The 6122-nt window shown below is 44.3% G+C and carries 2 protein-coding genes, 8 tRNA genes and 2 rRNA genes; 11 read left to right on the top strand and 1 reads right to left on the bottom strand.

Going from position 1 to position 6122, the window contains the following annotated elements; all coding sequences use genetic code 11:
* The first annotated feature begins 159 nt into the window (after window positions 1-159).
* The 10 genes from C240_RS10810 (at window position 160) to C240_RS10765 (ending at window position 4081) form a co-directional block, all read left to right on the top strand.
* Window positions 160-3071: ribosomal RNA gene (locus C240_RS10810) — 23S ribosomal RNA — on the top strand.
* Window positions 3072-3163: 92 nt separating this feature from the next.
* Window positions 3164-3279 (top strand): 5S ribosomal RNA (rrf, locus tag C240_RS10805).
* 15 nt (window positions 3280-3294) lie between these two features.
* Window positions 3295-3367, top strand: a tRNA-Val gene (locus C240_RS10800).
* A gap of 6 nt (window positions 3368-3373) precedes the next feature.
* Window positions 3374-3446: transfer RNA gene (locus tag C240_RS10795), tRNA-Lys, on the top strand.
* Window positions 3447-3458: 12 nt separating this feature from the next.
* Window positions 3459-3540: transfer RNA gene (locus C240_RS10790), tRNA-Leu, on the top strand.
* Between the two features lie 35 nt (window positions 3541-3575).
* Window positions 3576-3648 (top strand) — tRNA-Thr (locus tag C240_RS10785).
* A 7-nt stretch (window positions 3649-3655) separates the two neighbouring features.
* Window positions 3656-3727 (top strand) — tRNA-Gly (locus C240_RS10780).
* A gap of 16 nt (window positions 3728-3743) precedes the next feature.
* Window positions 3744-3829, top strand: a tRNA-Leu gene (locus tag C240_RS10775).
* A 17-nt stretch (window positions 3830-3846) separates the two neighbouring features.
* Window positions 3847-3920, top strand: a tRNA-Arg gene (locus tag C240_RS10770).
* An 87-nt stretch (window positions 3921-4007) separates the two neighbouring features.
* Window positions 4008-4081 (top strand) — tRNA-Pro (locus C240_RS10765).
* A gap of 106 nt (window positions 4082-4187) precedes the next feature.
* Here the strand turns inward: C240_RS10765 and C240_RS10760 are convergent.
* Complete coding sequence (locus tag C240_RS10760; protein ID WP_271495447.1) at window positions 4188-5372, bottom strand: choloylglycine hydrolase family protein; 1185 nt, start codon at window positions 5370-5372, stop codon at window positions 4188-4190.
* 281 nt (window positions 5373-5653) lie between these two features.
* On the opposite strand from C240_RS10760, the gene C240_RS10755 reads away from it, so the two are divergent.
* Complete coding sequence (locus tag C240_RS10755) at window positions 5654-6121, top strand: CtsR family transcriptional regulator (RefSeq protein WP_271495444.1); 468 nt, start codon at window positions 5654-5656, stop codon at window positions 6119-6121.
* Window position 6122: the final 1 nt, after the last annotated feature.

Raw genomic sequence — 6122 nt, 5'->3', positions numbered from 1 at the left:
ATTGTTCATTGAAAACTGGATATTGAAGTAAAAAAGTAATCAAAACAAACCGAGAACACCGCGTTGAAGAGTTAATTAATTAATTGTTCGAAGCTTATTTTATTGACTAACCTTCTATCGCTAGAAGAAGTGGTCAAGACCCAACCGCAAGGTTGACAAGGTTAAGTGAATAAGGGCGCACGGTGGATGCCTTGGCATTAGGAGCCGATGAAGGACGGGACTAACACCGATATGCTTTGGGGAGCTGTAAGTGAGCTATGATCCAGAGATTTCCGAATGGGGAAACCCAGCATCTTTTATAGGATGTTACTTTCCAGTGAATACATAGCTGGTTAGAGGTAGACGCAGAGAACTGAAACATCTAAGTACCTGCAGGAAGAGAAAGAAAATTCGATTCCCTGAGTAGCGGCGAGCGAAACGGGAAAAGCCCAAACCAACAAGCTTGCTTGTTGGGGTTGTAGGACTCCGTTGTGGTAGTCTGTCAAGATAGTCGAAGGACTTGGAAAGGTCCGCCAAAGTGGGTAATAGCCCCGTAGACGAAATGTTGGCAACACCTAGGAGGATCCTGAGTACGGCGGAACACGAGAAATTCCGTCGGAATCCGCGGGGACCATCCCGCAAGGCTAAATACTCCCTAATGACCGATAGTGAACCAGTACCGTGAGGGAAAGGTGAAAAGCACCCCGGAAGGGGAGTGAAATAGATCCTGAAACCGTGTGCCTACAACAAGTCAAAGCCCGTTAATGGGTGATGGCGTGCCTTTTGTAGAATGAACCGGCGAGTTACGATTGCATGCGAGGTTAAGGTGAAGAGCCGGAGCCGCAGCGAAAGCGAGTCTGAATAGGGCGATTGAGTATGTAGTCGTAGACCCGAAACCATGTGATCTACCCATGGCCAGGTTGAAGGTGTGGTAAAACGCACTGGAGGACCGAACCCACGTACGTTGAAAAGTGCGGGGATGAGCTGTGGGTAGCGGAGAAATTCCAAACGAACTTGGAGATAGCTGGTTCTCTCCGAAATAGCTTTAGGGCTAGCGTCGAAGTTGAGAATGATGGAGGTAGAGCACTGTTTGGACTAGGGGCCCATCTCGGGTTACCGAATTCAGATAAACTCCGAATGCCATTCATTCATATTCGGCAGTCAGACTGCGAGTGATAAGATCCGTAGTCGAAAGGGAAACAGCCCAGACCACCAGCTAAGGTCCCAAAATATATGTTAAGTGGAAAAGGATGTGGGGTTGCACAGACAACTAGGATGTTGGCTCAGAAGCAGCCACCATTTAAAGAGTGCGTAATAGCTCACTAGTCGAGTGACCCTGCGCCGAAAATGTACCGGGGCTAAACATATTACCGAAGCTGTGGATCACACCTCTGGTGTGATGGTAGGAGAGCGTTCTAAGGGCGTTGAAGGTCGATCGTGAGGACGGCTGGAGCGCTTAGAAGTGAGAATGCCGGTATGAGTAGCGAAAGACGGGTGAGAATCCCGTCCACCGTATGACTAAGGTTTCCTGGGGAAGGCTCGTCCGCCCAGGGTTAGTCGGGACCTAAGCCGAGGCCGAAAGGCGTAGGCGATGGACAACAGGTTGATATTCCTGTACCAGTTGTTTTTGTTTGAGCAATGGAGGGACGCAGGAGGCTAAGGAATGCATGCGACTGGAAGTGCATGTCCAAGCAGTAAGTCTTGAGTAGAGTCAAATGCTTTACTCTGTACGGACAAGCTGTGATGGGGAGGGAAATAATAGTACCGAAGTTCCTGATGTCACACTGTCAAGAAAAGCTTCTAGTGAGAAAACAACTGCCCGTACCGTAAACCGACACAGGTAGTCGAGGAGAGTATCCTAAGGTGAGCGAGCGAACTCTCGTTAAGGAACTCGGCAAAATGACCCCGTAACTTCGGGAGAAGGGGTGCTGACTTCGGTCAGCCGCAGTGAATAGGCCCAAGCGACTGTTTATCAAAAACACAGGTCTCTGCAAAATCGAAAGATGACGTATAGGGGCTGACGCCTGCCCGGTGCTGGAAGGTTAAGAGGATGGGTTAGCTTCGGCGAAGCTCAGAATTGAAGCCCCAGTAAACGGCGGCCGTAACTATAACGGTCCTAAGGTAGCGAAATTCCTTGTCGGGTAAGTTCCGACCCGCACGAAAGGCGTAACGATTTGGGCACTGTCTCAACGAGAGACTCGGTGAAATTTTAGTACCTGTGAAGATGCAGGTTACCCGCGACAGGACGGAAAGACCCCATGGAGCTTTACTGTAGCTTGATATTGAGTGTTTGTACCACATGTACAGGATAGGTAGGAGCCGATGAAACCGGAACGCTAGTTTCGGTGGAGGCGCTGGTGGGATACTACCCTTGTGTTATGAACCCTCTAACCCGCAGCCCTTATCGGGCTGGGAGACAGTGTCAGGTGGGCAGTTTGACTGGGGCGGTCGCCTCCTAAAAGGTAACGGAGGCGCCCAAAGGTTCCCTCAGAATGGTTGGAAATCATTCGCAGAGTGTAAAGGCAGAAGGGAGCTTGACTGCGAGACTTACAAGTCGAGCAGGGACGAAAGTCGGGCTTAGTGATCCGGTGGTTCCGCATGGAAGGGCCATCGCTCAACGGATAAAAGCTACCCTGGGGATAACAGGCTTATCTCCCCCAAGAGTCCACATCGACGGGGAGGTTTGGCACCTCGATGTCGGCTCGTCGCATCCTGGGGCTGTAGTCGGTCCCAAGGGTTGGGCTGTTCGCCCATTAAAGCGGCACGCGAGCTGGGTTCAGAACGTCGTGAGACAGTTCGGTCCCTATCCGTCGCGGGCGTTGGAAATTTGAGAGGAGCTGTCCTTAGTACGAGAGGACCGGGATGGACTTACCGCTGGTGTACCAGTTGTTCTGCCAAGGGCATTGCTGGGTAGCTATGTAGGGAAGGGATAAACGCTGAAAGCATCTAAGTGTGAAGCCCACCTCAAGATGAGATTTCCCATTTCTTTAAGAAAGTAAGACCCCTGAGAGATGATCAGGTAGATAGGTTGGAAGTGGAAGTACAGTGATGTATGGAGCGGACCAATACTAATCGGTCGAGGACTTAACCAAAAGAAATAAAATAAAAGATCTTGGTCAATTTGATTACAACTTCAATCCAGTTTTGAGTGAACAATCACTCAAGTAAATACAACAACACCCAGTGTGGTGGCGATAGCGAGAAGGATACACCTGTTCCCATGCCGAACACAGAAGTTAAGCTTCTTAGCGCCGATTGTAGTGAAGGGTTTCCCTTTGTGAGAGTAGGACGTCGCCACGCTAAACGTGTTGTCTTGGAGGTTTAGCTCAGCTGGGAGAGCACCTGCCTTACAAGCAGGGGGTCAGCGGTTCGATCCCGTTAACCTCCATTTTTTGAGCCGTTAGCTCAGCTGGTAGAGCATCTGACTTTTAATCAGAGGGTCGCAGGTTCGAACCCTGCACGGCTCATAGAAATATTTTGCGGGTGTGGCGGAATTGGCAGACGCACTAGATTTAGGATCTAGCGCCTTACGGCGTGGGGGTTCAAGTCCCTTCACCCGCATTTTTAGTCTCGTTAAATAACCAGGCGAAACATACGCCGGCTTAGCTCAGTTGGTAGAGCATCTGATTTGTAATCAGAGGGTCGAGGGTTCAAGTCCTTTAGCCGGCATCAGAATGCGGAAATAGCTCAGTGGTAGAGCACCACCTTGCCAAGGTGGGGGTCGCGGGTTCGAACCCCGTTTTCCGCTTAAGCCATTTTCATTCGCCGGGGTGGCGGAACTGGCAGACGCACAGGACTTAAAATCCTGCGGTGAGTGATCACCGTACCGGTTCGATTCCGGTCCTCGGCATTACATTTTAAAATGTAGCACCCATAGCTCAACTGGATAGAGTGTTTGACTACGAATCAAAAGGTTAGGGGTTCGACTCCCTTTGGGTGCATTGTTAACGTGCTTGACTGCGATTTAGAAGGTAGAGTATTAGTTCCTTTTAGCGCTGTTTAGTCTTTTTTTATTATTATAGTAGTTACGGGAAGTAGCTCAGCTTGGTAGAGCACTTGGTTTGGGACCAAGGGGTCGCAGGTTCGAATCCTGTCTTCCCGATTATTAAAAAAATCCAACTCAATTAAGAGGCTGGATTTTTTATTTTATCTTTAGAGTATAAAAAGCCGAAAAGACAAAGATCTTTTCGGCTTTTTATAAATTTAAATTAAATATTATTTTTCAACATCTTTAATTGTTCAATTGTTTGGTCAATCGTTTGATGTGCATCATCATTTAAGCTGCCATCTTGTGCTGCTTTTACGCCTAATACTAATTCTTGGCGAAGTATATCTAATATGTTTGCACCTGTTTCACCTGTTTGTTTGATATCGGAAATTTTTTCTTCTGGAGATATACTTTCTTGATTCAAGATATTCATATCTTCTGTTTTTTTCATAACAAACACTTTTGGTGTTTTTCTTTCAAGTAGTTCGTCTGTTAAAGCTACTTTAGAAATACGTGTATTATTGTAATCTGTGTAGTAATAAGTTTTACTTTCATTACACATCATTCCCAAATATTGAGAATAGTCTTCTTTGTCTTCAGAAGTAACTACAATCCCTTTAGGAATTTGAACAGTTGCTAAAATTCTTACAGCATTTGTTACCGCTTCAGCTTCTACTGCTGCTTGATCGATATTTTCTTTAAAGAAAGTTGCACGAACAAATCGTTCTGGAGGAGTATAACCACCAGGTAAGCCCAATGTCCCAGTTCCTTGAGAAAATGCATGAGAAGTATAATCTCCAAATTCTACAGGGTCATATTGCTTAGGGCGAACATTTAAATAATTGCTTAGATTTTCAATATGCCATTCTAAAAGAGGTGTGTTTGTCATAACCCCAATTGGATTTTCTTTAAGATGAAGCATTTTTCCAGTTGGTTCAATTACCATACATGCACCAGTTGTATCTGTCAAAATCCAGTGTAGAGGAGTAACAGTGTTAATAAGTGGTGCTGGTACTTCAAAAAGATTTACCTTAGAAAGTTCTGTTTTTAAATCTGAAATTGATTTGAATTTTCCTAAAGCCCAAGTGATAAACTCGTGTGGAGCTAAATTGATTTTTTCATCATTAAGTTCTTTTTGATAGACGGCTTTATTAGGTAGGTATAATTCTGCAATAGCCAAACCATGTTCATTTACGCCATCAGCAACAAAATAAGATGTTCCTAATAAACGACCTGCGCCCAAAAGTCCATATTTAGACTGATGTTTTTCTTTATCTGCTTCAGAAGTCCACTCGTATTCTCGAGGGAGGTATAATACATTCGGATTTAACGGGAATGAAAAGTCCATAGTTCTAGCTAGCAAGTGCTTATTGTCTTTGGTTGTAGTAAAAATACTTGTACACATAAGAAAACACGTCCTTCACTTAATTTTTTAATTTGTAGATGCTTAGAGTATAGCATCGAAAGGAGACATTTGGAAATGGAAGCACTTAGAAATCAACTGTTTATGTTAGTTTTACTGTTTTAAATTTTCTATCTTAGTTTAGGTAGTGATTTTTTGGTAATAAAATGGTTTCCAGTTTTAATATTTATCTTTTCTTATTATATTGGGCATTCTCCTTTATTAAACGTTTAAAATTATGTATAATTAAGGTCAGTATTAGTCAAGGGAAAAGGATGAGTGTGATGAGTAATCAAAATACTTCAGATTTAATCGAGGCATATTTAAAAAAGATTCTTGAAGAAAGTAACAAGATTGAAATTCGTAGAGCTGAAATGGCGCATTTATTCAACTGTGTTCCTTCCCAGATTAATTATGTAATTAATACTCGCTTTACCATTCAACGTGGTTATTCCGTTGAAAGTAAACGTGGTGGTGGAGGATATATTAGAATTGCGAAAGTGCAAATTTCAGATAGCGATCAATTGTTGAAACAGATGGCACAATTTACTGGCAATGAACTATCGGAAAAGGATGCATTGATTTTTATACAAAAGCTATATGAAGAAGAGGTAATTACCAAACGAGAAGGAAATCTGATGTTGTCGGTACTTGGTAAACAGGTTTTAGGCGAGGCTGGGGCAAATGAGGATTACTTACGAGCTCGGTTGATGCATTCGTTTTTAGAACGTTTGAGCTATGAGGAGGAATGAT

The sequence above is a fragment of the Enterococcus sp. 5H genome, assembly GCF_028128615.1.
Classification (GTDB): domain Bacteria; phylum Bacillota; class Bacilli; order Lactobacillales; family Enterococcaceae; genus Enterococcus_L.
Note: the sequence above shows the minus strand (reverse complement) of the source record. Positions and strands in the feature narration are given on the sequence as shown.

Excerpts from the sequence above, each read along its gene's own strand:
- C240_RS10755 (WP_271495444.1), top strand. The coding sequence starts at position 5,654 with ATGAGTAATCAAAATACTTCAGATTTAATCGAGGCATATTTAAAAAAG.
- C240_RS10760 (WP_271495447.1), bottom strand. The coding sequence starts at position 5,372 with ATGTGTACAAGTATTTTTACTACAACCAAAGACAATAAGCACTTGCTA.